Genomic DNA, 25,246 nt, shown 5'->3' with positions numbered 1-25,246 from the left:
CGATGAGATTTACGGGTTCAGCGCTTCCACCCGGACAGCGTCATGATCTCGAACCGCTCTACCGTGCGGCCGCCCTCACCGGCGGCCGCAAACGCATCGTGCGCCCGCGCCCGCGCCGCCTTGCCCAGCTGCGGACCGGGATCAGCGAGCACATTGGCGAGACCCTGCGCGCGCAAGTCGCCGACGAGGCGTTCGAGGCTGCGGAACCCCACGTCCAGATGGCGATGGTCCGCCACCGGGTCGGCATAGAGCGTGCGCTGGAGCAGTTGCGCTCCCGCACGCACGTCCACCGAGGGGTGAAGGCGCGGGGCAGGGCGCTCGCCGTCCGCCGCCAGCATGACCTCGCGCATGACCGGCAGGCTGCCGGAGCCGAGGAAGCTGGCGATCAGCAGTCCGCCTGGCGCCAGCGCCTTGCGTGCGTGGACGAAGGCGCCGGGAAGGTCGTTGACGGTGTCCAGCGTGCCGAGGCTGGCGATGAGGTCGAAGCCGTCGAACGGCCAGGGCTGTTCCTCAACGAAGCCGATGGCCGGGTCCACCTCGGTCACTTCCACGCCCTGTGCCCGTAGCGCCGCGGGAAGCGCCCTCGAGTAATCGCCGACAACCAGCGCCGTCTTCGGCTCGAAGCGCAGGAAGGAGAGGCGTTCGAGCACGTCCTCCACCATGTCGTCGATCAGGTAGCGCGGTGCATCCGGCTGTTGCTGGAGGCGCAGCATCCGGCGGCGCAGGGCGGCGCGGCGGGCGGGGAGAAGATGCGGGGGGAGCCTTGGTTGCCATGGATGCTCCCCTGCCGCGTCGATGAAAACCTTGCAATGCCCTCGTGGCGTGCTTGTCGTGCAACACGGCGTGCATAGGATCGCGCCATGGGCCTGGGACACGTACTTTCACCGCTCGTCGATCTCGTGTTTCCGCCGCGGTGTCCGCTGTGCGGGGCGGCGATCGGTTCGGCGGCGGGCCTCTGTGCGGATTGCTGGAGTACGCTGGTGATCCCGGGCGATCCGGCCTGCGCGGCCTGCCAGCGGCCTTTCGGCGATACGATGCCGGAGGGCGGCACGTGCGGCCCGTGCCTTGCCGATCCGCCGCGCCATGCCGGGATCGCGGCCGCGACGCTCTACAACGAACCTTCGCGCAAGCTGGTGCTGGCGTTCAAGCACGGGAATCGCATCGCGCTGGCACCGATGATGGCCGGGCTGATGGTGCCCAAGCTGCCTTTCGTCGATGCCGACTGGCTGCTGGTGCCGGTGCCGCTGCATCGCTGGCGGTTGTGGAAACGCGGTTACAACCAGGCGGCCGAGCTGGCCCGCCAGATCGGGCGGTGCAGCGGCGCGGGCCTCGCGGTCGATGCGCTGGTGCGGCGCAAGGCGACTCGCTCGCTTGGCGGCATGGGCAAGCTGGCGCGCAAGCGGGCCTTGTCGGGTGCGATTGCCGTCCATCCGAAGCGAAAGGCGGCGCTGAAGGGTGCGAAGGTTGTGCTCGTCGATGACGTGCTGACCAGCGGTGCCACCAGCGATGCCTGCGTATCGGCGCTGAAGCGGGCAGGGGCGGAGCGGGTAGTGATCGCCTGCTTCGCCCGCGTGCTGGATGAAGCGCTCGATGCGGCCTGAGGCGATTCGCCCTGAATACGAAAACGCCCGGAACCTTGTGAGTTCCGGGCGTCCTCGTGACGAAACTGTTTGAACCCTGCTTGCGCAGTTCAGCGGTGCCCCTGATACCGCCTGGTCCGATCCCTCATCAAAGCATTCCCTGAACCGTGGCCCGCTTTCCGTTTCAGACCGGTGTTCCTTGCCGAACACTTGCCTGCGAGCGACCTGTGGGTCAGAAGCAGCCCCCAGCTGCAAAGCCAGAATTCATCGAATCGTCTTTTTGGAAAGAGACTTCGCTGACTGACGTGGATTTTGGTCCCTTGCTGTGGCTGTGGTGCAACAATTATGCCGCTGTTAGCGGGAACAGGGATTAGTCCGAGGATGACAGACGTGATAGCCGCCGAGCGTGAACTGGGAACAGCGTTCCTGCCGCGCTTCGACGCCCAGGGATTGCTTATCGCCATCGCCGTCGATCCGCGCTCGCGCGAGATCCTGATGGTAGCTTACATGGATGCCGAGGCGCTGGCGAAGACGCGTGAAACGGGGCTGGCGCACTTCCATTCGCGGTCGCGCGGCAAGCTGTGGCTGAAGGGCGAGACCTCGGGCCATTTCCTGCGCGTCGAGGAAATTCGCGTCGATTGCGATCAGGACGCGCTGGAACTGCGCGTGACGCCGGAAGGTCCGGCCTGCCACACCGGTGCGCGCAGCTGCTTCTATCGGCGGCTTGATGGCGAAGTGCTGGAGCGCACCGGGGATCATCCGCCGCATTCTTGACATTTATCGCCAAATAGGTTATATGCCGCAACATCCGGAGCGGCGCCGTACACGTCGCTTCGGTGTATCGGGTCGGCGTCGTGGGCCGGGATGCGGTTCCAAGCCGTAGCTACGCAACTCACGCGTCCGTTCGAAGACCCGGACTGTCCCTGAGTTCCCGGAAAGCGTCATCCGCCCGTTCCTGAGATATACGTCAGGACACCGGATGTCCCCGCCGGACAACCATCGGCCGATAACGCTGCGAGCCCTAACGACGGCTACATGGGACTTTCCGATGAAATACAGGTCGAGCCGGGCTGCACCGTGAGTTACCCGGCCGCTCGCTAGAGCGTCACGGAAAACAAAACCCCGCGTCCCAGCTTGGACGCTCCCGACGCCGACCCGATGTTCACCTCGGTTGCGTTGACTTTCCCCGGCGTAATGGCCCGCACTCGCCAGCGGGTATTGTCGTATCTGCAAACCCCAAGTTCGTCATTGCGAGCGCAGCGAAGCAATCCAGGGCCGCGTAAACCGCCCTGGATTGCTTCGCTGCGCTCGCAATGACGAACTGGTGGTCAGCCCAGGATTTCGTCGAAGAACGACAGCATCGAGGCCCACGACTGGCGATCGGCGCTGACGTTGTAGTCGAGGAAAGCCATGCCCTTGTCCGGGCTGTGCGGGTCGGTGAAGCCGTGCTTCACGTTGCCGTAGCTGTGGAAGTGCCAGTCGGCTCCGGCCGCATCCATTTCCTCCCAGAACGCCACGACATCCGTGCGGGGCACGAGCGGGTCGGCATCGCCGTGGCAGACGAGGATGCGGGGCTTGATGCCGCCGGGCTGGGCCGGGGCAGTGGTCGGCAGGGTGCCGTGGAAGCTGACCACGCCGGCCAGATCCTCACCTGCGCGGGCGGCTTCGAGCACGGCCTGACCGCCCATGCAGTGGCCGATGGCGAAGAGCTTCAGCCCATCTGCAAGACCACGCAGCGCCTCGATCCCGGCGATGACGCGGGCGCGGTAGTAGGCGTTGTCGGCGCGCAGCTTCTCGGCGACGGGGAACGAAGCCTCGAAGCTCTCGATCGGCTCGCCGTAGAAGTCGGTGATCATCACCAGATAGCCCTCTGCGGCGAGCTTGCGGGCGCGCTCCTCCATCAGCGGGATGACGTTGGCGATCGTCGGGAACAGGGCGACGGCCGCGCGGGCCGCGCCTTCGGGGCGGGCGAGCCAGCCGGTGAGGGCGACACCGGCGTGTTCGTAGGAAACGGGCTCGAGGGTGGGGGTAGTCGTCACGATGGATATCACTCCGGCAGGAAGTCGGGCACCGAGAGATAGCGCTCGCCGGTGTCGTAGTTGAAGCCGAGGACGCGGCTGCCTGCGGGCAGGTCCTTCAGCTTCTGGGCGATGGCGGCAAGCGTCGCGCCCGAGCTGATGCCCACGAGCATGCCTTCCTCGGTTGCGCAGCGACGCGCCCAGTCCTTGGCGTCGGCGGGGTCGACCTGAATGGCCCCGTCGATCGACTGGGTGTGCAGGTTGCCGGGGATGAAACCGGCGCCGATACCCTGGATCGGGTGCGGGCCGGGCTGGCCGCCGGAGATCACCGGCGAGAGCGTCGGCTCGACCGCATAGGCCTTCATCGAAGGCCAGCTGGCCTTCAGCGTCTCGGCGCATCCGGTGAGGTGGCCGCCGGTGCCGACGCCGGTGACGAGCACGTCGATGGGTTCATCGGCGAAGTCCTTGAGGATTTCCTGCGCGGTCGTCTTCACGTGGACGTCGACGTTGGCGGGGTTGTCGAACTGCTGGGGCATCCAGGCGCCAGGCGTCGCCTCGATCAGTTCCTTGGCGCGCTCGATCGCGCCCTTCATGCCCTTTTCGCGCGGAGTGAGGTCGAACTTGGCGCCGTAGGCCAGCATCAGGCGGCGACGCTCGACCGACATCGATTCGGGCATGACGAGGACAAGGGTGTAGCCCTTGACCGCTGCCGCCATGGCGAGGCCGATGCCGGTATTGCCCGAAGTCGGCTCGATGATGGTGCCGCCGGGCTTGAGGCTGCCGTCGGCTTCCGCCGCCTCGATCATGGCGAGGCCGATGCGGTCCTTGATCGAGCCGCCAGGGTTGGCGCGCTCCGCCTTCACCCAGACCTCATGGTCCGGAAACAGGCGGGAGAGGCGGATGTGCGGGGTATCGCCGATGGTGGCGAGGATGCTGTCGGCCTTCATGATTTCTGCTCCCAACGGGTTTCGAAGGTACGGGCGCGGCGCAGTTCCGGGAAGAACCAGGCCCAGGCAAGGGTGATGACTATGGCAGCGCTGCCGCCGAAGACAACTGCTCCGGTAGCGCCGAGAAGGGCTGCGGCGAAGCCCGACTGGAACTCGCCCAGCTCGTTCGAGGCCGAGACGGCGAGACCGGAAATCGCCGAGACGCGGCCGCGCACGGTGTCGGGCGTGCGCAACTGGACGAGCGAGCTGCGGATGAACACCGAGATCATGTCGGCGGCGCCGAGGCAGGCGAGACAGGCGAGCGACAACAGGAAGTGGCGCGAGAGGCCGAAGCCGATCGTCGCGGCGCCGTAGGCCACGACGGCCGCCAGCATCTTGACGCCGACGTTCGACTGCAGCGGGCGGAACGAGAGCCAGAACGCCACCACCGCCGCGCCTGCCGCCGTCGCCGCGCGCATCTGGCCCAGGCCCTCGGGACCGACGTGCAGCAGATCGCGGGCGAAGACCGGCATCAGCGCGGTCGCGCCGCCGAGCAGCACGGCAAAGAGGTCGAGCGTGATGCAGCCGAACAGGAAGCGCTCGCTCCAGACGAACCGGAAGCCCTCGACGATCTGGCGGATCGGGTGAGCCTTGGCCGGATCGCGCGGGATGGCGGGCAGATGGCGGATCGCCTGGATGGCAATCGAGGCGCCCAGCGTGAACAGCGCCGAGCACCAGTAGGGCAGGGCGTGGTGGGCCGCGAACATGAAACCGTAGGCGGCAGGGCCGATGATCGTGCCCGCCTGCATCGCGATCGAGTTGAAGCCGATCGCGCGCGGGATCAGCTTGGGCGGCACGATGTTGGGCGCGATCGCCGACATGGCCGGGCTGATGAATACGCGGACCATGCCGTGCATCACCGCGAAGGCATAGAGCACCGGCAGGCTGCGGATTTCCAGCGTGGTGACGATGCCGAGGCCCAGCGCGACGCACATGTCTAGCAGGGCGGCTGTTCCGGCGACCTTGCGGCGGTCGAAACGGTCGGCGACGACGCCCGCCACCGGGGTCAGCAGGAACACCGGCAGGAACTGTGCGAAACCGAGCAGGCCCAGCTGGAACGAGGCCTGCGTGATCGACATGGCGTAGTCGGTTCGGGCGACGTCGTAGAGCTGGTAGCCGATGATGACGACCGTACCCGTCGTCGCCAGCACCGCGAAGAAGCGGGCCAGCCAGAACTTGCGGTAGTCGGCGATCTGGAGCGGCGAAGTGGGGGCGCCGTCGGGAGAAGGATGGGGAGACTCACGCGGGCTGCATGGCAGCGTGGCCTCCCCTTGCCAAGACATGCCTATATTGATTTTTCTTCTTTGATTTTCTCAATAGATGGACTTGGCGCAGGGCTCGGGCGGTTTCGTCGAACGGGGATATTGCGAATTGATTATCGGCGAGGGCGCAGGCGGGGATTAGGCTGCAGTGTATCGACCAGTTTCAGAAAGTCATCGACACGGATTATGCGCTCGAACTGGAAACCGGATCGGCCCTCGTGAGTCCAGATCATGTGGGCCTCTATCCGGCCCACTACGGGCAGCCGCATAACAAGGCGTTCACCGCGCTCCAGCGCCATTTCGCCTTGAATCATGAAGCCTTGGGCGGAGATGTTGACGATGTGCAGATCGAGGTCGCCGAGTTGGCGGTGCTCGGCGATCACGGTGTAATCGACGGGATGACGCGCTGCGCGCCGTTTGTCGGTTACAGTGAGCTGCGCTCCTGCACTCATGGTTTCATGCCTTTTGATCTTTGCCGTCGAAGAACTCTAGGCTCAAATGGCAAACAAGCAGTTAATTCCGCCGACCCTGCCCGGAAGGACAGCCCGAAGGAGCCCGGGCAGGAGTCGGCGGACTGAGTTGTCAGATACCCTTGATGACGCCGTGCTTTTTCTTGCCGACACTGAGCTTGCGGCTTTCCCCGCTGGCCAACGTGATGAGCAGGGTGGGATCGTCCATCGCCACGTCGTCGAGACGCACGGCGCCTTCGGCGATCTTGCGCTTGGCCTCGCCATTGGAGGCGACGAAGCCGAGTTCCACGCAGGCCGCGCCGAGGCGGATGCCGTCGGCGCCGACTTCGATGGTCGGCAGGTCGCCGCCCATGCCGCCGCCCGCGAAGGTCGCCTGCGCGGTGGCTTCGGCGGACTTCGCGGCTTCTTCACCGCGGCACAGCTTCGTCGCTTCGTTGGCGAGAACGATCTTGGCGGCGTTGATTTCGTTGCCTTCAAGGGCTTCGAGGCGCTCGATCTCGTCCAGTGGCAGGTCGGTGAACAGGCGCAGGCGCTTGCCGACGTCGCGGTCGTCGGTGTTGCGCCAGAACTGCCAGTAGTCGAAGTGCGAAAGCTGGTCCTCGTTCAGCCACACCGCTCCGCCGACCGTCTTGCCCATCTTGGTGCCGTCGGCATTGGTGAGCAGCGGCGTCGTCAGGCCGTAGACCTGCGTGCCGTCGACGCGGCGCGAGAGTTCGACGCCGTTGACGATGTTGCCCCACTGGTCCGAGCCGCCCATCTGCAGGCGGCAACCCGCCTTGCGCGACAGTTCCAGGAAGTCATAGGCCTGCAGGATCATGTAGTTGAATTCGAGGAAGCTGAGAGACTGCTCGCGATCGAGCCGCAGCTTGACCGAGTCGAAGCTGAGCATCCGGTTGATCGAGAAGTGCTGCCCGATGTCGCGCAGGAACGGGATGTATTCCAGCTTGTCGAGCCAGTCGGCGTTGTCGACCATGATCGCGTCGCTGGGGCCGTCGCCGAAGGTCAGGAAGCGCTCGAAGACGCGGCGGATCGAGGCGACGTTCTCCTTGATGAGATCCTCGGTCAGCAGCTTGCGCGCTTCGTCCTTGAAGCTGGGGTCGCCGATCTTGCCGGTGCCGCCGCCCATCAGGACGATCGGCTTGTGCCCGGCGCGCTGCAACTGGCGCAGCATCATGATCGAGACGAGGTGCCCGACGTGCAGCGAAGGCGCCGTCGGGTCGAAGCCGATATACCCCGGCACCACCTGCTTCGCGGCGTAGGCGTCAAGGCCCTCGGCATCGGTGAGCTGGTGGATGTAGCCTCGCTCGTCGAGGAGGCGCAGCAGGGTCGAATTGTAGGTCATCGGTTCCGCTTCGTTTTAAGGGAAGCGCGCGCCTAGCACGGGGAGGGGGAAATAAATGGATGGTCTGCCGCCGTCGTCCCCGACCTGATCCGGGATTGCCTGAAGACAGCCTCCGGTCCCGGCACACGTCCGGGACGCCGCATATCGCCGGAACCGCATTGCCACACGGCCCCGTCAGCGCATAGCGAGTGGTTATGACCGAACTCGTCTTCCACCCCGCACATCCTCCGCTCGCCGTCCGCAGTTTGGAGGCGCGGATCATCGGTCATGACGCCGAGTGGTTACGCGCGCGCTGGAAGATCATGGGTGCGGCACAACTGGTCGTCCTGCCGTTTGCAGGCAAGGGCAGGGCGGATGGCCTGTGGCAGACAACCTGCTTCGAACTGTTCCTCCAGCACGGAGACGGACCGGGCTACACCGAGATCAATCTTTCTCCCTCCGAGCGCTGGAACGTCTACGACTTCACGGCCCGGCGCGAGGGCATGGTCGAAAGGCCGATGCCGCGCGAACCCGAGTGCACGATCCGGCAAGGCACCGACATGGCGATCTTCGACGCCGCGATCCCCGCCGCCGGACTGCCCCCCGCTCCGTGGCGCTGCGGCTTCACGGCGGTGATCGAGGAGCACGGCGGCACCAAAAGCTACTGGTCGCTCGCCCACAGCAGCGATGCACCCGACTTCCACGATCCGGCTTGCTTCACGGCAACCATTGCGGCACCGAGCGCACCATGAAATTCGGTATAGACCGCCTGCTGGCGGACCCCGCACTGCGCGCTCCGCTCGAAGGCAAGCGCGTTTCGCTCGTCGCCCATCCGGCCTCGGTGACCGAGGGCCTTGTCCATTCGCTCGACGCGCTGATCGCGGCCGGGGTCAACGTGACCAGCGCCTTCGGCCCGCAGCATGGCCTCAAGGGCGACAAGCAGGACAACATGGTCGAGACGCTCGACGAGACCGATCCGGTTTACGGCATCCCGGTGTTCAGCCTCTACGGCGAAGTGCGTCGTCCGACGGGCCAGATGATGTCCACCGCCGACGTCTTCCTGTTCGACCTGCAGGACCTCGGCTGCCGCATCTATACTTTCGTCACCACGCTGCTCTACCTGCTGGAAGAGGCCGCCGCGCAGGGCAAGAGCGTGTGGGTGCTCGATCGGCCCAACCCCGCCGGTCGCCCGATCGAGGGCACCACGCTGCTGCCGGGGCAGGAGAGCTTCGTCGGCGCCGGGCCGATGCCGATGCGCCACGGCCTGACCCTGGGCGAGATGGGCCACTGGTTCATCCGCCGCTTCGGCCTGAACGTCGATTACCGCGTGATCGCGATGGAAGGCTGGGAGCCCGAGGCCGCGCCCGGCTTCGGCTGGCCGCAGGATCGCATCTGGATCAACCCCAGCCCGAATGCCGCCAATCTCAACATGGCCCGCGCCTATGCCGGGACAGTGATGATCGAGGGCGCCACGGTCTCCGAAGGACGCGGCACCACGCGCCCGCTCGAAGTCCTGTTCGGCGCGCCGGACATCGACGCCAAGGCGGTGCTCGCCGAGATGCAGGCCTTCGCGCCCGAATGGCTGGCGGGCTGCGCCATCCGCGAATGCTGGTTCGAGCCGACCTTCCACAAGCATGCCAAAAGCCTGTGCAATGGCCTGATGATCCACGCCGAGGGTGCGTTCTACGATCACCATGCATTCCGTCCCTGGCGGTTGCAGGCGCTGGCCTTCAAGGCGATCCGCCGCCTCTATCCCGACTATCCGCTCTGGCGCGACTTCCCGTACGAGTACGAGTTCGAGCGCCTGGCCATCGACGTCATCAACGGCGGTCCGGCCCTGCGCGAATGGGTGGACGATCCGGCCTCCACGCCCGACGATCTCGAAGCCATCGCCGTCGCCGATGAAGCGGCATGGCGCGCGGAAATCGCGGGCCTTCTGCTCTATCCTTGAGGCTCAGGGCGAGGTTAACTCTCCGTCCACCAATCCGACCTAGGGAATTGCCCGTGGTTCGGATCGGAGGGCAGCATGACCGAATGCAACATGTGCGGCAGTGCGAGCGCGAAGCCATTGTTTCGCGCCAAGGGCTACGACCTCGTGCGCTGCGTTCAATGCGATCTCGCCTACGTTTCCAATCCGCCGGATGAGAATGCGCTGCGCAAGCTCTACTCGGCGGGGAGAGCGATTACCACTCCGAACTGCATGATCCCGGCAGCACCGCCTCACGCCGGATGGCTACCATCGCGGCGCGGCACCTGAAGTTCACGCGGCGCTTCGTTGCATCAGGCCGACTGGTCGACGTCGGCTGTTCCTCCGGCGAGTTCTTGCTGCTTGCCCACGAAGCCGGATTCGACTGCTCCGGCATCGAATTCTCGCGCAGATCCGCCGAGGAGGCACACCGCCGCACCGGCCTCGGGATCGAGCGGGGCACATTGCACGATACCACTCTGGCTCCCGGTTCGTGCGACGTACTCACGCTGTTCGACGTGATCGAGCATGTCCCCGATCCTTCCGCCGATTTGCGCGCTGCCTTTGACCTCCTCGCACCGGGCGGGTGGCTGGTGCTGTCGACGCCCAACATCGACGGGCTGTTTCCACGCCTGTCCTACCCGCTGGCGAACCGGCTGGACTACTGGCCCCATCCCGAGCCGCCGCATCACCTGTTCCAGTTCTCGGAGGCGACGCTGGCGAGGATGGTGGAGTCCGCGGGCTTCCGGGTGGCGGGCACCCGCCATTGCAACATCGACCTCGCCTATACCTTCGGCGCCCCGGCGACGCTGGCGCGCATGCCCAAGCGGCTCGCCTATGCGGCCCTGTTCGCACCCGCCGCCAAGCTCGGGCCGCTCGTGGGCATGGGTGACTGGCTCTATCTGGCCGCGCGCAAGCCGTCTGCGAACTGACTGCTCACCCCTTCTTGCGGGTCAACTCGCGCATGGCCGAGTCCAGCCCGTCGAGCGTCAGCGGGTACATCGCTCCGCCCATGATCTCGCGGATCATGCGAGTCGAACCGGAATAACCCCATTGCCGCTCCGGCGAGGGGTTCAGCCAAACCGTCGCCGGATAGGTCTGCACCACGCGGTTCAGCCAGACCGTGCCCGCTTCCTCGTTCATGTGCTCCACCGAGCCGCCGGGATGGCTGATCTCATAGGGGCTCATCGCGGCGTCGCCGACGAAGATCACCTTGTAGTCGTGGCCGTACTTGTGGAGGATGTCCCAAGTCGGCGTGCGCTGCGACCAGCGGCGGCGGTTGTCCTTCCATACGCCTTCGTAGAGGCAGTTGTGGAAGTAGAAGAACTCCATGTTCTTGAACTCCGCCGTAGCGGCGCTGAACAGGTCCTCGATCAGCCTGATGAACGGGTCCATCGAGCCGCCGACGTCGAGAAACAGCAGGACCTTCACCGCATTGTGCCGCTCCGGCCGCATGACGACGTCGAGCCAGCCCTGCTTCGCCGTGCCCGCGATCGTGGCGTCGAGATCAAGCTCCTCCGCCGCGCCTTCGCGGGCGAAGCGGCGCAAGCGGCGCAGCGCCACCTTGATGTTGCGGGTGCCGAGTTCGCGGGTGTTGTCGAGATTGGCGAACTCGCGCTTTTCCCAGACCTTGATCGCGCGGCCCTGCTTGCCTTCCCCGCCGATGCGCACGCCTTCGGGGTTGTAGCCCGAGTGCCCGAACGGCGAGGTGCCGTTGGTGCCGATCCACTTGTTGCCGCCCTGATGCCGCTTTTCCTGCTCCTCCAGTCGCTTCTTCAGCGTTTCCATGATCTTGTCCCAGGAACCGAGCGCCTTCACCGCCTCCATCTCCTCGGCCGAGAAGTAGCGTTCGGCGAGCTTCTTGAGCCAGTCCTCGGGAATCTCGACGGGTTGCTGGCCGTAGTCGCTGAAAATGCCCTCGAACACCTTGCGGAACACCTGGTCGAAGCGGTCCAGCAGGCCCTCGTCCTTCACGAAAGTCGCGCGGCTGAGGTAGTAGAACGCCTCGGGCGTCTGCTCGATCACGTCCTTGTCGAGCGCTTCCAGCAGCACGAGGTGCTCCTTGAGCGAGGCCGGAATGCCCGCGCTGCGCAGTTCGTCGATGAAGTTCAGGAACATGGCGCGCTGCCTCTGCGGGTTGACACGGAACGAGCGGTGAAAATGTGTAACCTTACTCCCGAAACCTCCGGTTTTCCGGGCCTTTTCAAAAGTGCCGTGTGACCTTTCGGTGCACCGTAAGGTGACAGGTTGGAGAGGGGCGGCAGGCAGTTCATGTGGCGCATGCTACCGGTCCTGCGCGGTGTAGGAAAATGCCTCGGCCGTCACGCGTGACTTGGGGCGATGCACGGCCGCGACCAGCACGAAGGAAATATACATCAACAGATACCACGCGCCCAGCTTGCCGAAGTGGACCATCGCCCAGCCGCTGCGCTGGCTCGGGTAGATCCACGCGTGCGAGAACGTCGCGAGGTTCTCCGCGAACCAGATGAACAGCGCGACGAGGAACCAGCCGAGCAGCAGCGGCATCCACCGATCCTCCCGCCAGACACGGAACCAGATGCGGGTGCGGGCGAAGCACAGGGCCAGCATGGCGAACAGCGCGAGCCGCAAGTCGGGCAGCCAGTGATGCGCGAAGAAATTGACGTAGATCGCCAAAGCCAGCACCACTGAAAGCCCCTCGCGCGGGTAGCCGGTGAAGCGGAAGTCGAAGATACGCCAGACGCGGGCGATGTAGCTGCCGACGGCCGCATACATGAAGCCCGAGAACAGCGGCACCCCGCCCACCCGCAGCATCGCCGCCTCGGGATATTCCCACGATCCCACAGAGGTCTTGAACAGTTCCATCACGGTGCCGACGACGTGGAAAGCAAGGATGACCTTGGCTTCGTCCAACGTCTCCAGCCGCAGCGCGAGCATCGCCAACTGGATGGCGAGCGCACTGATGGTCAGGAAATCGTATCGGGCGAGCGGCGCATCGTCGGGATAGAACAGGTGCGTGCCAAGGAGCAGCGCGAGCAGCAGCCCGCCAAACAGGCAGGCCCAGCCCTGCTTGAAGCCGAACAGCAGGAACTCGTAGACCCACGCGCGCCAGCCCGGACGCGGCGTGAAGCCCTCGAGCCGCGCGCGGATCACGGCGAAACGGGTGTGCGTGGTCGGCCCTGCGGTCATGACCCGGTGCCGCCGATCAGTCCTGCGGCGTGGGAGCCGGGGCAGGGGCTGCTGCGGCCAGCGTTCCAGCGCCGGATCGATCACCGCCCAGTCCGGTGCGTCGTCCGTCCAGATCGCCATCGCGGGCTTCACGCCGTGGTCGCCTTCGAGCAGGCCGATGCGAATGGTGCGGAACTGCGGGCGCGCGCTCGATCGGCCGAGGACCGGACTGCCGCAGGCCACGCAGAACTCCTGCGTCAGCGTATTGCCGCTGGCCGCGACGTAGACGAACTCGCCGCGATCCCCGGTCAGCGTCACCGCGTCGGTCGGGAACATCGCGTTGTGAGTCGGGCCGCCACCGGCGGCCTTCTGGCACTGGCGGCACCAGCATTGGCGCGTGGCAACCGGCTCCGCGGTGATTTCGACGGTAACGGCACCGCAGTTGCAGCGCCCCGAATACGATGCGGTCATCTCAGCGGTTTCCCCGGGCCATGAAGGCCAGTCGTTCGAACATCATCACGTCCTGCTCGTTCTTGAGCAAGGCCCCGTGCAGCGGCGGGATGGCCTTGGCGGAGTCCCTGTTCTGCAGCACGTCGAGCGGCATGTCCTCGTTCATCAGCAGCTTGAGCCAGTCGAGCAGTTCGCTGGTCGAGGGCTTCTTCTTGAGGCCGGGCACTTCGCGTAAGTCGTAGAAGATCTCCATGGCCTTGCGCACCAGCACCTTCTGGATGCCGGGGAAGTGAACGTCGACGATCGCCTCCATCGTCTCGCGGTCCGGGAAGCGGATATAGTGGAAGAAGCAGCGGCGCAGGAAGGCGTCGGGCAGGTCCTTCTCGTTGTTCGAGGTGATCACCACGATCGGGCGCTCGACGGCGGCGACATGCTCGCCGGTCTCGTAGACGTCGAAGGCCATGCGATCGAGTTCGGCGAGGAGATCGTTGGGAAACTCGATGTCGGCCTTGTCGATCTCGTCGATCAGCAGGACCGGCAGGCGCGGCGAGGTGAACGCCTCCCACAGCTTGCCCTTGCGGATGTAGTTGCCGATGTCGTGGACCCGCGCATCGCCGAGCTGGCCATCGCGCAGGCGGGCGACGGCGTCGTATTCATACAGGCCCTGATGCGCCTTGGTGGTGGACTTGACGTTCCAGGTGATGAGCGGCGCATCGAGAGCCTCGGCGATCTGTTCGGCCAGCACGGTCTTGCCGGTGCCGGGCTCGCCCTTCACCAGCAGCGGGCGGCGCAGCAGCACGGCGGCATTGACGGCGACCTTGAGGTCCTCGGTGGCGACGTAGTTGCTGGTGCCTTCGAAACGCTGCATCGGCTCATCCTGTGACTTTAACCGTTTGATTAAGCCTTATGGGGTGCGATGCTGCAAGGCAATATCGATCCGGATACGACGGGCAGGCGATGGACTTCCCCGCGCGAGCGTTGCAGAGCAGAGCGCATGGGGCTCGATTTCCTGCGAAAGATGGACTGGCTGGGCGCGGCGCGTTGCGGCGCTTACTTGCGGATTCTCGCGCTGCTCAATGTCGCGATGCTCGCTTGGCTGGTGGCGAGTTCGCATGGCGGTGTCGATCGCAACGGCTTCCTGCTGGGGAGCGATTTCATCAGCTTCTGGACGGTCGGGCACATGCTTCGGGCAGGCGCGGACGTGTACGACGGCGCCGCGCATATCGCCGCGCAAAGGGCCTTCTTTGCATCCGAGGGCGGTTACACCGCCTTCTTCTATCCGCCCTCGTTCCTGCCATTCTGCTGGCCGCTCGGCGGGCTGGGCTATTTCCCGGCGCTCGCCGCGTGGCTGGTGACGACGGGGGCGGTCTATGTCGCGAGCGTGCGGGCGTGGTGGCACCGGTTTTTGTGCCGGTTCCTTTGTGGCTGCTGCTCCTCGCGTTCCCGGCGGTGCCGATCGTGGTGACGCACGGCCAGACGGCGTTCCTCGTCGCGGGATTGCTCGGGGCTGGATTGTGGCTCGTGCCCACGCGGCCGGTGCTGGCGGGCGTGCTGCTGGGGCTGGCGACGATCAAGCCGCAGTTCGGGCTGCTGCTGCCGATCGTGCTGCTGCTCACCGGTCAATGGCGAACGATCCTCGCAGCCGTCCTCACCGCCGCACTGCTTGCCGCCGCCTCGGCGCTGCTGTTCGGTGGCGAGGTCTGGTCAGGCTGGCTCTCCGCCAGTGCCCGCGCCGAGGAGGCCATGGCGGCAGGCGCGGTCGGCTACGCCAAGATGATGAGCCCCTTCGCGGCGCTCAAGCTGCTGGGCGCCGCGACATCGATTGCCTATACGGTGCAGGCGGTGGTGGCGCTGGTGATAGCGGGCCTGTTGGCGCGGGCAGCATGGCGAAGGGGTTGGTCCGATGGTCTGGCCGCCCTCGCCCTCGCCGGAGCGCCGCTGGTGACGCCCTTCGTGCTCGACTACGACATGGTGCTGCTGGCGTTCCCGCTACTCTGGCTGGTGGGGGAGGGCTGCGCCGCGGCTTCGCCGGGTGGGAGAAGCTGGCGATCCTCCTCGCCTTCGCCGCGCCAGCCTTCGCGCGGCCGTTGGCGATGAACCTTGCCCTGCCGGTGATGCCGCTCGTGCTGGGCCTGTTGTTTGCAGTGCTGTGGCGACGGGTCAGCCGGCCAGCTTCGCCAGTCGCAGCATGAGCACTTCGAAGCGTTTGTTGTCGATCGGCGCCTTCAGATCGTTCCAGCTTCCCGTCACCACCGACCACGCTCCCGACTTGCCCTGCAGCAGCCAGGTCATGCTCATCACGCCGTCTTCCGAGCCGCCCTTGTAGCCCACGTAGGCCCGCGTGCGGGCGGTGGCGCTATCCATCGCCGGGTTGATGGCGAGGATGTCGAACGCCTCGCGGCTGTCGAGGCGGCGCAAGTCGTTCATCACGCCCGCAAGGTCTGCGGGGAGGCGAACCATTCGATGCGGTCGATCGCTACCGGGCCATGACCGAACACTTCGCCGGGGTCGGCCTCGGAGACCCGCGAGAGGTCCAGCGCATCGAGCTGGCGCTGGCGTTCCTGCGGCGAGGCGCTGGCATACCGCTCCGTGACCGCGTCACCGCCACGCTTGAGGGCAAAGAGCTGCGCGGTCGTCATTATCGGCGCCATCGCCTCGGGCCTTGCGTGCCGGGCGAGGCGGACTTCGCGTGCCAATGCCTCCTGCCCAGCAAGGCGCACCAGCATGTCGGTCGCGGTATTGTCGCTGATGGAGATCATCAGGCTGGCGAGGGTATGCACCGTCACCGGCGCACCGTCGGGGAGGGTGTGCACGGTGCCGCTCGGGAAGGACTTGCCCGATACGGGCACGACGTCGCTCCAGCGCCGCTTGCCTTCCTTCACCTGCCGCGCCAGCGCCGCGAGGACGTAGAGCTTGAACGAGGAGCCCACTGCGAACGGTGTCGTCACCTCGCGGCCTTTGGCGAGCACCGGCGCGTCATCACCGAGGCGATAGACCGCGAACCCGGCCTTTCCCGGCAAGGCTGCGAAATCCGCATCCAGCTTGTCGAGGCTGTCGCCTGCAGGCGTCACCGCGAAGATACGAAAGCCCGCCACCAGGGGCTTGTCGCCCGATCCCAGTTCGATCCGGGCGGGCGCGGTGCCATTGGCGAGTTTCAGGGTGAAGGTGGCCGAACGCTGCTGTTCGCGCTTGAAGTCCGCATATCCTTCCACCGCACCGCCCTGCGCCGCGATCTGCGAGGTGAGGGCACGAAGGCGCTCGGCCGGAACTTCGTTCAGGAAGCGGGCGTCGAAAGTCTCTGCGGCATCGCGCTTGCCCTGCATGACCGCGACGACCTCCGCGACACGCTGCTTGAGCAAAGCCTTGGTATCGTCCTGCGCATGTGCCGTGCCGCTACCCAGAACGAGTGCCAGCACGAAACTGAGAAAACCCCGCCATCCGCTCATTGCCTGCCCCCGGCCTGACCATCGCGGGCAGGCTGACGGCAGGCGGGATGAAGGTCAACGGATGTTCATCGGGCGGTATCCGTCAGGCGTCGATCAGTTCGCGGTCGAGGTCGCCGGCGCGGTTCTGGATGAAATGGAAGCGATGTTCGGGATTGCGGCCCATCAGGCGGTCGACGAGATCCTTCACTGCGAATCGGCCCTCGCTCTCCTGCGGCAGGGTGATGCGGATCAGGGAACGGGTGTCCGGGCTCATCGTCGTCTCGCGCAACTGGCCGGGGTTCATCTCGCCAAGGCCCTTGAAGCGGCCGACTTCGACCTTCTTGCCCTTGAACTTCGTCGCTTCCAGTTCGGCACGGTGCGCATCGTCGCGGGCGTAGGCGGAGGTCGCGCCCGAGGTCAGGCGGTAGAGCGGCGGCTGCGCGAGGTAGAGGTGCCCGCGCCGCACGATGTCCGGCATCTCCTGGAAGAAGAACGTCATCAGCAGCGTGGCGATGTGGGCGCCGTCGACGTCGGCGTCGGTCATGATGACGATGCGGTCGTAGCGCAAGTTGTCGGCGTTGCAGTCCTTGCGCGTGCCGCAGCCGAGCGCGAGGCCGAGGTCGGCGATTTCCTGGTTGGCACGGATCTTGTCGGCCGTGGCCGATGCGACGTTGAGGATCTTACCGCGGATCGGCAGGATCGCCTGCGTCTTGCGATCGCGCGCCTGCTTGGCCGAGCCGCCTGCCGAATCGCCCTCGACGATGAACAGTTCGGTTTCGCCGTGGCCTTCGCCCGAGCAGTCGGTTAGCTTGCCGGGGAGGCGCAGCTTGCGGGCGTTGGTAGCGGTCTTGCGCTTGACCTCGCGCTCCGCCTTGCGGCGCAGGCGTTCGTCCATGCGCTCCATCACCGAGCCGAGCAGGGCCTTGCCGCGATCGAGGTTGTCGGTGAGGAAGTGGTCGAAATGGTCGCGCACCGCCGCTTCGACCATGCGCGCTGCCTCCGGAGAGGTCAGGCGGTCTTTGGTCTGGCTCTGGAACTGCGGGTCGCGGATGAAGACCGAGAGCATCACCTCACTGCCGGTCACCACGTCGTCCGGCGTGATGTCCTTGGCCTTCTTGGCCTGACCGACGAGGTCGGCGAAAGCACGAATGCCCTTGGTCAGCGCGCCGCGCAGGCCCTGCTCATGGGTGCCGCCGTCGGGCGTCGGGATGGTGTTGCAGTACCACGAGTACGAGCCGTCGGAGTAGAGCGGCCAGGCGATCGCCCATTCGACGCGGCCTTGTTCGGAGCCGTCCTCGCCCTTGGGGAAGTCCTGTGATCCGGAGAAGAACTGCGTGGTCACGCATTCGCGAGTGCCGATCTGCTCGGCAAGGTGATCGGCAAGGCCGCCGGGGAACTGGAAGGTCGCCTCCGCCGGAACCCCGTCCACCGCGAGTGCAGGCGCGCACTTCCAGCGGATTTCGACGCCTGCGAATAGGTACGCCTTGGAGCGCACCAGCTTGAACAGACGCGCGGGCTTGAACTTCTGGTCGCCGAAGATTTCGGTGTCGGGCGTGAAGGTGACGGCCGTGCCGCGCCGGTTCGGCGCTGCGCCGACACGCTGGATCGGGCCGAGCGTCACGCCGCGAGAGAATTCCTGCGCGTAAAGTTCCTTGTTGCGCGCCACTTCCACGCGCGTCTTCACTGACAGCGCATTGACCACCGAGATGCCGACGCCGTGCAGGCCGCCCGAGGTGGCGTAGGCCTTGCCGGAGAACTTGCCGCCCGAGTGCAGGGTGGAGAGGATGACCTCCAGCGCCGACTTGCCCGGGAATTTGGGATGCTCGTCCACCGGGATGCCGCGGCCGTTGTCGGTGATGGTGATGCGGCCGGCGGTGCCGGGCTCCTCTTCCAGCGTCACCTCGATGCGGTTGGCGTGACCGGCGACGGCCTCGTCCATCGCGTTGTCGAGGACTTCGGCCGCAAGGTGGTGCAGCGCGCGCTCATCCGTGCCGCCGATGTACATGCCCGGACGGCGGCGGACGGGTTCGAGCCCCTCCAGCACCTCGATCGCGGAACCGTCATAGGACTCGCCGGTGGCGGCGGGGAGCTTGTCGAAGAGGTCGTCGGACATAGCGGCCACTATAGGGCGCGCGGAATCGTGGGGGCAAGCAGGGGTTTGCGCTTTATCCGCAGTGTCTGAGGCGTCGCGTCGGAACCGGCCCGCCCTCAGCCCCTCCCGCAAGCGGGAGGGAGTTCATGTCGTTTTTGCCCGCCCGCTTGCGGGAGGGCCGGAAGGCTTGGCAGCTTGCTGCCTAGCCGGACGGGGTGGGCAGAGCCTTACTCCCCGAACTTCACCGGCGCCGGGCTGACCACCTTCACCGTGCCCGCGCCGACCTCACGCACTTCCAGCGCGCGCTCGATCAGGCCGCCCTTGGTGAAGCGGAACGCGCCGTCCACGCCGAGGAAGCCACCGGGAAACGCCTTGGTGTCGCGCAGGGTATCGGCCGGGAAGCGGGTGCCCGGCTTCCAGTCGCGCGCGACGCGAAGGGTCAGGAGCACCGCATCATAGCCGAGCGTGGCGATACGGAACGGCTGGCTACCGAAGCGCGCGCGGTAGCTCTTGGAGAACTGTGCGAAGCGCTGGTCGGACACGGTCGAATACCAGGCGCCTGCCAGTGCTGCCGAGGCGTTGACGTCACGCTCGCCGCTCCACAGTTCGGTGCCGAGGATCTTCACGCCGGGCGTCTTCGCGGCGCCCTTGAAGGCCGTGGCGGCACGAACCGAGAGCGATCCGCTGTCGGCTATCAGCAGGGCGTCGAAACCGCCCTTGGCCTTCACGCGCTGCGCGGCCGAGGCGATCGAGACGGCGCTGCGTTCGTAGGGCTCCAGAGCGATCACGGAACCGCCACTGGCGCGTACCGCCTGCAGCAGCGCCGCACTGGTGCGGTCGCCGTAGTCGCCGCGCGGGACGAGCGCACCGAACGTGGAGATGCCCTGCGAACGGGCGTACTGCACCGTGCGCGTCACCGACTGGCCGGGCAGGTTGCCCATGATGAGGACATCGCGGTTCGCCGCCTGCTCGTCATTGGAGAACGAGATGACGGGAACCTTCGCCGCCTTGGCGATGCCCGAGACGGCCGGGATGTCGTCGGCGAGCAGCGGGCCGAGGATCAGCTGGTTGCCGTCCGTCACCGCGCGGCGGGCAGCTTCGGCCGGATTGGCGCTGGTGTCGTACGTCGTCACGCGCAGGTTCTTCGCGGCGGTGTCGAGCAGGGCCATGTTGGCGGCATTGGCGATCGCCTGGCCGACACCGGCGTTGGCGCCGGTCATCGGCACCAGCAGCGCGATGCTGTGACGGTCCTTGTCCACCGGCAGTTCGCTCTGCGAGGGAGGAGGCGTGGGCGCGGGCGGCGGGCCGGGCTGAGGCGCCTTGGGCACCACGGTACAACCGGCGACCAGAGCCATGGCGGCCGCGGCGAGAAGACTGCGACGATTGAGGCGCCCGTTCCCTTTAAGGTCGAACATAGCTTGCCGCTCCCTCGGTATCTGGGCCATGAGTCTGGCCGATGGAAAACACACTCTTGCCGGGCCTTTACATAGTCGCAACCCCGATTGGCAACCTGGGGGACATTACCCTCAGGGCAATCGAGACCCTGCGCGGCGTCTCCGCAGTCGCCTGCGAGGACACCCGCGTGACGGGCAAGCTGTTGCATCACCTCGGTTTGAAGAAGAAGCTGGTACGCTACGACGACCATGCCGGAGAGGGCGATCGCGAACGGCTGCTGGCGCTGATGGAAGCAGAGCCGGTCGCACTGGTCAGCGATGCGGGGACACCGCTGATCTCGGACCCGGGCTATCGCCTCGTGCGTACCGCAAGGGAGCGGGGAATCGCGGTAACCAGCCTGCCGGGGCCGAATGCGGCGGTCGTGGCGATGACGCTTTCGGGCCTGCCGAACGACCGCTTCCTGTTCGCCGGTTTCCTGCCGAACAAGGCCAAGGCGCGCGAGGACATGCTTGCTGAACTGGGTAAGGTTCCCGCCACGCTGATCTTCTACGATACGGCGCCGCGCCTTGACGCGTCGCTGGCCGCGATCGCCTCGGTGCTGCCGGGGCGAGAGGTTGCCGTGGGACGGGAACTGACCAAGAAATTCGAGGAATGCCGCAGCGGTTCTCCACAGGAACTGTCGGAATACTACGCCGCGCACCCGCCCAAGGGCGAGATCGTGCTGCTGATCGCACCGCCCGGAGAGGAACCGTTGGGAGAAGTGGACGTCGATGCCCTGCTGCGCGATGCCCTGGCCACCGCCAAGGCATCGCAGGCGGCAGCGGCGGTGGCGAAGGCGACCGGGCTCGACCGCAAGACGCTCTATGCCCGGGCACTCGAACTCAAATGAGCGAGCGGCGCAAGCGGGCCGAGCGCCATGGACGACGGGGCGAATGGCTCGCCGCGCTCTACCTCTGGCTCACCGGCTGGCGCGTGGTCGGGCGGCGGGTGAAGACCCGCAAGGGCGAGGTGGATATCGTCGCGCGGCGCGGCCGCACGGTCTGCTTCGTCGAGGTGAAGTGGCGGGCGACGCAGGCGGAACTCGCCATGGCCATCGATGAGCGGCGGCTCAGGCGCGTGGCCGATGCCGCGCAATTGATAGCGAGCCGCTATGCCCGTCCCGGCGACGACCAGCGCATCGACGTGATCCTGATCGCGCCTTGGGTTTGGCCCCGCCGAATCATCAATGCCTGGCAGCCAGGAGGCTGACGCGGACTTGAAACTCGCGATTGAGGTCGCACCTAGGCGCGAACGCGGCTAGACCGCCGCCGACCAAAGTACCCCCGACTCCGAAAGGCCCGAATCCGCCATGACTTTGCGCGTCGCCGTCCAGATGGACCCGCTCGAAACGATCAAGATCGCGGGCGATCTCGAGCTTCGCCCTGATGCTCGCCGCGCAGGCGAGGGAGCACACCCTCTATCACTACGACGTGCGCACGCTGGCCTACGACACCGCGCACGGCGCTGGCGGCCGCCTGACCTGCTGGGGCGCGCCCGTCACCGTCCAGCGCGTCGAGGGCAATCACTTCACGCGCGGCGAGTATCGCCTGATCGACCTCGTCGAAGACATCGACGTGGTGCTGATGCGCCAAGACCCGCCGTTCGACCTCGGCTACATCACCGCGACGCACCTGCTGGAAAGGCTCGCGGGCAAGACGCTGGTGGTCAATGATCCTGCTTCTGTGCGCAATGCGCCGGAGAAGGTCTTCGTGCTCGACTACGCGCGGTTCATGCCGCCGACGTTCATCGCCCGCCGGATCGAGGACGTGAAGGCGTTCAACTTGCGCCATCCCGGCGACCTCGTGATCAAGCCGCTTCACGGCAACGGCGGCAAGGCGGTGTTCCGCGTGCCCGCCGACGGATCGAACCTCGGCGCGCTGATCGAGATGTTCGAGAACGCCTGGGTCGAGCCGTTCATGGTCCAGCCCTTCCTCCCCGACGTGTCGGAAGGCGACAAGCGCATCGTCCTCGTCGACGGCGAGTTCGCGGGCGCCATCAACCGCAAGCCGGGCGAGGGCGAGTTCCGTTCCAACCTCGCGGTGGGCGGCTCGGCCGAGGCCAGCACGCTCACTTCGGCGGAAGAGGAAATCTGCGCGGCGCTTGGGCCGGAACTCAAGGCGCGGGGGCTGGTTTTCGTTGGTATCGACGTGATTGGCGGAAAATGGCTGACGGAAATCAACGTGACTTCGCCCACCGGCATCGTGGCGATCGACCGGTTCAACGGCACAGATACGGCCGCGCGCATTTGGGATGCGATCGAAAGGCGGCATGCCGCGATGTGATCTTTTCTCCTGCCCCTTCAGGGGCGCGATACGCAGGCTTGGCCGCTCAGCGGCCCAGCCGAAGTTGGGTGGGGCTGGTGGTCAAGCTCCGCTTCCAAGCTGCGCTATCCTTCCCCCTGACAGGGCAAGGACAACCGGGTGTCGCTCATCGTGGGTGAATGGATCTACGAAATCATCCGGCAGGGCGGCTATCTCGGCATCATGTTCCTCATGGCGCTGGAGAATATCATCCCGCCGATCCCCTCCGAAGTCATCATGGGCCTCGGAGGGATCGCCGTCGCACGCGGGGACATGCATTTCTGGCCTCTGCTGTTCTGGGGAACTTTAGGCTCGACCCTCGGCAACTACGTGCTGTTCCTGATATCCGACCGCCTCGGCTACGAGCGACTGCGGCCGTTCATCGACCGCTGGGGCCGCTGGCTGACGCTGGAATGGCACGATGTCGAAGTGGCCGGACGCTTCCTGCGCAGGCACGGGCACTGGGTGGTCTTCGTGTTCCGCTTCATGCCGATGTTCCGTTCGGTAATCTCGATCCCGGCCGGGCTGGCCCACATGGGGCACGTGAAGTTCTTCGCCTTCACCTTTTTCGGCGCGGCGATCTGGAATGTCCTGCTGATCATCGGCGGCAAGTGGCTCGGCAACACGCTGGCACAGGCGGAGCAGTGGCTCGGCTGGGCGACGCTGGCGGTCGCGGTGGTGACCGTAGTGTTCTACGTCTGGCGGGTGCTGCGCTGGAAGCCGCGGTCGGAATAGTCAGTCGCGTTCGCGCGGGTGGGCATTGCGATAGACGTCGAGCAGCGTCGCCGCATCGACCTTGGTATAGATCTGCGTCGATCCCAGCGAGGCATGGCCCAGCAGTTCCTGCAATGAGCGCAAGTCCGCCCCCGCACCGAGCAGGTGCGTGGCGAAGCTGTGCCGCAGCGCATGCGGGGTCGCGCTCGCCGGCAGGCCCAGCCATATCCGCGCCCGCGCCACTGCCTTCTGCACCATCCCCTGCGACAATGGCCCACCCTTGGCGCCCCGGAACAGCGCATGATCGCGTTCCACCGGCCACGGCGACTTGGCGAGATAGTCCATCACGGCATCGCGTACCTTCGGGAGCAAGGGCACGACCCGCTGTTTGCCGCCCTTGCCGGTGACCATCAGCGTCTCGCCCAGCGGCAGCGCCGCGCCGGTCAGCGAAAGTGCCTCGGCGATGCGCAGGCCCGCGCCGTAGAGCAGCAGCAGCACCGCCCGGTCCCGTGCACCGATCCATGGCTCAGAGGCGTCGTCCTGGACCCCTTCCGCAAGCCCCACCGCTTCGTCAGGGGTGACGGGCCGGGGTAGTCCCTTCTTGACGCGCGGCCCCTTCACGCGCGGGGCCGACGCCTGCGCTACCCCGGCTTTCTCCCGCGCGAAGACGAGGAACGCCTTGAGCGCCGAAAGCTCGCGCGCGGCCGAGACATTGCCGATCCCGTCCTGCCGCCGCGACGCGAGATGCCCGCGCAGCGCCCCCGCATCGAGGGCGGCCAGCCGGTGCCAGTCGCTTTCTCCAAGACTGTCGAGCAGGCGCCCCGCCGTCGCCACGTAAGCGCGCACGGTATGCGGGCTGCGCCGCCGTCCTTCGGCCAGATGTCCGCCCCATGCTTCGAGCAGGTCGGCCTTGTTCGCCATCAGCCTGCGACCAGTTGTTCGGGCACCAGTTCGCTCAGCAGCCCGTCGAGCAGAACCATGCCCTCGCCGTTAACGCCGACGCGCGCGCCGTCGCGCCAGACCAGGCCCTGTCCTTCGTAGAACCGGGCCTTGGCGGGATCGCACAGCTGATCTGCAGTCAGGCCGAAGCGCGCCGCCATTGCGCCGAGGTCCACGCCTTCGCGCAGGCGCAGGCCCATCAGCATCGCTTCGCTTGCCTGTTCGGGGATGGCGAGAGGGCGTTCCTCGACAATCCCATGCGCGGATTGCGCCATCGCGGCGAGCCAGTTCTCCGGCTTCCGATGGCGCACCGTCGCCACACCGCCGCGGCGTCCATGCGCGCCGGGGCCGATTCCGCAATAGTCCTGATAGCGCCAGTAGGTCAGGTTGTGGCGGCTTTCCTCGCCGGGACGGGCGTGGTTGCTGATCTCGTAGGCGGGGAGCCCCGCAGCCACCGTCACTTCACGGGTGAGCGCGAACATATCGGCGCAGGCGTCCTCGTCCAGCGGAACGAAGTCGCCCTTGCGCACCATCGTCTCGAAGCGCGTGCCCGGCTCGATGGTCAACTGGTAGAGCGAGAGGTGTCCGGTGCCGGAGGCCAGCGCGCGGTCCAGTTCGGCGCGCCAGTCGTTCAGCGACTGGCCGGGACGCGCATAGATGAGATCGAAGCTGACGCGCTGGAAATGCCGCTGCGCCACTTCCAGCGCTTTCAGGCCTTCTGACGCATCGTGCAAGCGGCCAAGGAAGCGCAGCGTCGCGTCATCCAGCGCCTGCAGGCCCAGCGACACGCGGTTGACGCCGACTTGCGCCAGCGCCGCATAGTTGGCCGCCTCGACCGAGGAGGGATTGCCCTCCAGCGTGATCTCGATGCCGGGCGCGAAGCCCCAGAGCGCCTCGGCCTCCTGCAGCAGACGCGCGACCAGCGCGGGTGGCATCAGCGAGGGCGTGCCGCCGCCGAAGAAGATCGACTCCAGCGGCTCTCCGCCTGCAAGCGCGTGCTCATGGCGCATGTCGGCGAGCAGCCCGTCCTGCCAGCGCGCGTGATCGACACGCTCGCGGACATGGCTGTTGAAGTCGCAATACGGGCACTTGGCGAGGCAGAACGGCCAGTGAATGTAGAGGGCGCGGGCCATCGGCCTAAC

At 66.3% G+C, this 25,246-nt stretch carries 26 protein-coding genes and 2 pseudogenes; 12 read left to right on the top strand and 16 right to left on the bottom strand.

All coding sequences use genetic code 11. The annotated features are described in order from the left end of the window. Positions 1-17: 17 nt before the first annotated feature. Positions 18-713: a methyltransferase domain-containing protein gene (locus KZO24_RS06650; protein WP_486487019.1), complete on the bottom strand. Its 696-nt coding sequence runs from the start codon at positions 711-713 to the stop codon at positions 18-20. A 147-nt stretch (positions 714-860) separates the two neighbouring features. On the opposite strand from KZO24_RS06650, the gene KZO24_RS06645 reads away from it, so the two are divergent. After that, the gene (locus KZO24_RS06645; RefSeq protein ID WP_271183352.1) at positions 861-1,601 is read left to right on the top strand and encodes a ComF family protein; all 741 of its coding nucleotides are present in this window, start codon (positions 861-863) and stop codon (positions 1,599-1,601) included. Positions 1,602-1,961: 360 nt separating this feature from the next. Next, on the top strand, positions 1,962-2,354 hold the full coding sequence (hisI, locus tag KZO24_RS06640) for a phosphoribosyl-AMP cyclohydrolase (protein WP_486487018.1): 393 nt from the start codon (positions 1,962-1,964) through the stop codon (positions 2,352-2,354). 554 nt (positions 2,355-2,908) lie between these two features. Here the strand turns inward: hisI and KZO24_RS06635 are convergent. From KZO24_RS06635 to tyrS, 5 genes are all read right to left on the bottom strand, one after another. Continuing rightward, complete coding sequence (locus KZO24_RS06635; protein ID WP_271183350.1) at positions 2,909-3,619, bottom strand: dienelactone hydrolase family protein; 711 nt, start codon at positions 3,617-3,619, stop codon at positions 2,909-2,911. 8 nt (positions 3,620-3,627) lie between these two features. Beyond that, entirely contained in the window at positions 3,628-4,545 is a 918-nt protein-coding gene (gene cysK, locus KZO24_RS06630) for a cysteine synthase A (protein WP_008832783.1), read from the bottom strand. Beyond that, positions 4,542-5,867: an MFS transporter gene (locus tag KZO24_RS06625; RefSeq protein WP_486487017.1), complete on the bottom strand. Its 1,326-nt coding sequence runs from the start codon at positions 5,865-5,867 to the stop codon at positions 4,542-4,544. Before KZO24_RS06625 ends, cysK begins: the two co-directional genes overlap by 4 nt. Positions 5,868-5,959: 92 nt before the next feature. After that, entirely contained in the window at positions 5,960-6,298 is a 339-nt protein-coding gene (locus tag KZO24_RS06620; protein WP_271183348.1) for a PilZ domain-containing protein, read from the bottom strand. Positions 6,299-6,428: 130 nt separating this feature from the next. Next, a complete protein-coding gene (tyrS, locus tag KZO24_RS06615) occupies positions 6,429-7,658 on the bottom strand; it encodes a tyrosine--tRNA ligase (RefSeq protein WP_271183347.1) in 1,230 nt (409 codons plus the stop codon). A 194-nt stretch (positions 7,659-7,852) separates the two neighbouring features. On the opposite strand from tyrS, the gene KZO24_RS06610 reads away from it, so the two are divergent. From KZO24_RS06610 to KZO24_RS06595, 4 genes are all read left to right on the top strand, one after another. Beyond that, positions 7,853-8,389, top strand: a complete 537-nt coding sequence (locus KZO24_RS06610) for a DOMON-like domain-containing protein (RefSeq protein WP_271183346.1) — start codon at positions 7,853-7,855, stop codon at positions 8,387-8,389. Next, a complete protein-coding gene (locus KZO24_RS06605) occupies positions 8,386-9,588 on the top strand; it encodes an exo-beta-N-acetylmuramidase NamZ family protein (RefSeq protein ID WP_271183345.1) in 1,203 nt (400 codons plus the stop codon). Before KZO24_RS06610 ends, KZO24_RS06605 begins: the two co-directional genes overlap by 4 nt. Before the next feature lie 75 nt (positions 9,589-9,663). Next, complete coding sequence (locus KZO24_RS06600) at positions 9,664-9,894, top strand: hypothetical protein (protein WP_486487016.1); 231 nt, start codon at positions 9,664-9,666, stop codon at positions 9,892-9,894. After that, positions 9,867-10,535 (top strand): class I SAM-dependent methyltransferase, encoded by a 669-nt coding sequence (locus KZO24_RS06595; protein ID WP_486487015.1) that lies wholly within the window; start codon positions 9,867-9,869, stop codon positions 10,533-10,535. The genes KZO24_RS06600 and KZO24_RS06595 overlap by 28 nt, the downstream gene beginning before the upstream one ends. Before the next feature lie 4 nt (positions 10,536-10,539). Here the strand turns inward: KZO24_RS06595 and KZO24_RS06590 are convergent, their stop codons facing one another. The 4 genes and pseudogenes from KZO24_RS06590 to KZO24_RS06575 all read right to left on the bottom strand — a co-directional run bounded on the left by KZO24_RS06590 (position 10,540) and on the right by KZO24_RS06575 (position 14,068). Further along, positions 10,540-11,721 (bottom strand): vWA domain-containing protein, encoded by a 1,182-nt coding sequence (locus KZO24_RS06590; protein WP_271183343.1) that lies wholly within the window; start codon positions 11,719-11,721, stop codon positions 10,540-10,542. Between the two features lie 165 nt (positions 11,722-11,886). Beyond that, a complete protein-coding gene (locus tag KZO24_RS06585; RefSeq protein WP_271183342.1) occupies positions 11,887-12,771 on the bottom strand; it encodes a DUF817 domain-containing protein in 885 nt (294 codons plus the stop codon). Between the two features lie 162 nt (positions 12,772-12,933). Further along, a pseudogene (locus KZO24_RS06580) lies at positions 12,934-13,221 on the bottom strand (GFA family protein); the annotation flags it as partial. A 1-nt stretch (position 13,222) separates the two neighbouring features. Then, entirely contained in the window at positions 13,223-14,068 is an 846-nt protein-coding gene (locus KZO24_RS06575; protein WP_271183340.1) for an AAA family ATPase, read from the bottom strand. A gap of 126 nt (positions 14,069-14,194) precedes the next feature. Between KZO24_RS06575 and KZO24_RS06570 the strand changes: the two genes are divergently transcribed. Together KZO24_RS06570 and KZO24_RS06565 are read left to right on the top strand one after the other, a co-directional pair. Then, positions 14,195-14,665, top strand: a complete 471-nt coding sequence (locus KZO24_RS06570; RefSeq protein WP_486487014.1) for a hypothetical protein — start codon at positions 14,195-14,197, stop codon at positions 14,663-14,665. Next, positions 14,593-15,297: a glycosyltransferase family 87 protein gene (locus KZO24_RS06565; protein WP_486487013.1), complete on the top strand. Its 705-nt coding sequence runs from the start codon at positions 14,593-14,595 to the stop codon at positions 15,295-15,297. The genes KZO24_RS06570 and KZO24_RS06565 overlap by 73 nt, the downstream gene beginning before the upstream one ends. 63 nt (positions 15,298-15,360) lie before the next feature. On the opposite strand, the gene KZO24_RS06560 is transcribed toward KZO24_RS06565, so the two are convergent. The 4 genes from KZO24_RS06560 to KZO24_RS06545 form a co-directional block, all read right to left on the bottom strand. Then, a complete protein-coding gene (locus tag KZO24_RS06560) occupies positions 15,361-15,660 on the bottom strand; it encodes a hypothetical protein (RefSeq protein ID WP_486487012.1) in 300 nt (99 codons plus the stop codon). Continuing rightward, positions 15,627-16,646 carry a serine hydrolase gene (locus KZO24_RS06555; protein ID WP_486487011.1) on the bottom strand — a complete coding sequence of 340 codons (1,020 nt, stop codon included), beginning with the start codon at positions 16,644-16,646 and terminating at the stop codon, positions 15,627-15,629. Before KZO24_RS06555 ends, KZO24_RS06560 begins: the two co-directional genes overlap by 34 nt. An 82-nt stretch (positions 16,647-16,728) precedes the next feature. Then, positions 16,729-18,738, bottom strand: coding sequence for a DNA topoisomerase IV subunit B (gene parE / locus KZO24_RS06550; protein WP_271183337.1), 2,010 nt, complete (start codon positions 18,736-18,738; stop codon positions 16,729-16,731). A gap of 206 nt (positions 18,739-18,944) precedes the next feature. Then, positions 18,945-20,132: a penicillin-binding protein activator gene (locus KZO24_RS06545; RefSeq protein WP_271183336.1), complete on the bottom strand. Its 1,188-nt coding sequence runs from the start codon at positions 20,130-20,132 to the stop codon at positions 18,945-18,947. A gap of 41 nt (positions 20,133-20,173) precedes the next feature. Here KZO24_RS06545 and rsmI point away from each other — a divergent pair, with 41 nt between their 5' ends. The 4 genes and pseudogenes from rsmI (at position 20,174) to KZO24_RS06525 (ending at position 23,186) form a co-directional block, all read left to right on the top strand. Further along, complete coding sequence (gene rsmI / locus KZO24_RS06540) at positions 20,174-21,001, top strand: 16S rRNA (cytidine(1402)-2'-O)-methyltransferase (RefSeq protein WP_271183335.1); 828 nt, start codon at positions 20,174-20,176, stop codon at positions 20,999-21,001. Further along, on the top strand, positions 20,998-21,360 hold the full coding sequence (locus tag KZO24_RS06535) for a YraN family protein (protein ID WP_271183334.1): 363 nt from the start codon (positions 20,998-21,000) through the stop codon (positions 21,358-21,360). The genes rsmI and KZO24_RS06535 overlap by 4 nt, the downstream gene beginning before the upstream one ends. 100 nt (positions 21,361-21,460) lie before the next feature. After that, a pseudogene (gene gshB, locus KZO24_RS06530) lies at positions 21,461-22,433 on the top strand (glutathione synthase). Positions 22,434-22,583: 150 nt separating this feature from the next. Further along, positions 22,584-23,186, top strand: a complete 603-nt coding sequence (locus KZO24_RS06525) for a DedA family protein (protein WP_271183525.1) — start codon at positions 22,584-22,586, stop codon at positions 23,184-23,186. Here the strand turns inward: KZO24_RS06525 and KZO24_RS06520 are convergent, their stop codons facing one another. Both KZO24_RS06520 and hemW read right to left on the bottom strand, forming a co-directional pair. Next, positions 23,187-24,086 carry a tyrosine recombinase XerC gene (locus tag KZO24_RS06520; protein WP_271183332.1) on the bottom strand — a complete coding sequence of 300 codons (900 nt, stop codon included), beginning with the start codon at positions 24,084-24,086 and terminating at the stop codon, positions 23,187-23,189. It lies immediately after the preceding gene. Then, on the bottom strand, positions 24,086-25,237 hold the full coding sequence (hemW, locus tag KZO24_RS06515; RefSeq protein ID WP_271183331.1) for a radical SAM family heme chaperone HemW: 1,152 nt from the start codon (positions 25,235-25,237) through the stop codon (positions 24,086-24,088). Before hemW ends, KZO24_RS06520 begins: the two co-directional genes overlap by 1 nt. Between the last annotated feature and the right edge of the window lie 9 nt (positions 25,238-25,246).

The organism is Novosphingobium sp. NFX11 (assembly GCF_057376415.1).
Note: the sequence above shows the minus strand (reverse complement) of the source record. Positions and strands in the feature narration are given on the sequence as shown.